Consider the following 311-nt stretch of genomic DNA (forward strand, 5'->3'; position numbering starts at 1 on the left):
TACACCGTCGACCATACCGCACCACTGACGACCGTCACCGGTATTACCCTCTCCAGCGACACCGGCGTCAGTGCCACCGACTTTGCCACCACAACGGCACGACAAACCATCAGTGGCAATCTGAACACCCCCCTCCAGGTGGGAGAAACCATCCGACTCTCCCTTGACAATGGCAATACATGGATCACCGTAGCCGCTCCTCTGGGAGCGACCACCTGGTCACTCGATACCACTCTGCTGGCAGGAAGTAACACCCTCCAGGTCCGGGTCGAAGATGTCGCCGGCAATGCCAGCACAGCACTCGTACAAAA

At 58.5% G+C, this 311-nt stretch carries 1 protein-coding gene; it reads left to right on the forward strand.

Going from position 1 to position 311, the window contains the following annotated elements; translation table 11 throughout:
- Positions 1-311: Ig-like domain-containing protein (locus tag ACO0LB_RS20795; protein WP_423052633.1), on the forward strand; the 311-nt coding region annotated here is incomplete at both ends.

It is taken from the genome of Undibacterium sp. SXout7W (assembly GCF_049339385.1).
GTDB lineage: Bacteria > Pseudomonadota > Gammaproteobacteria > Burkholderiales > Burkholderiaceae_D > Undibacterium.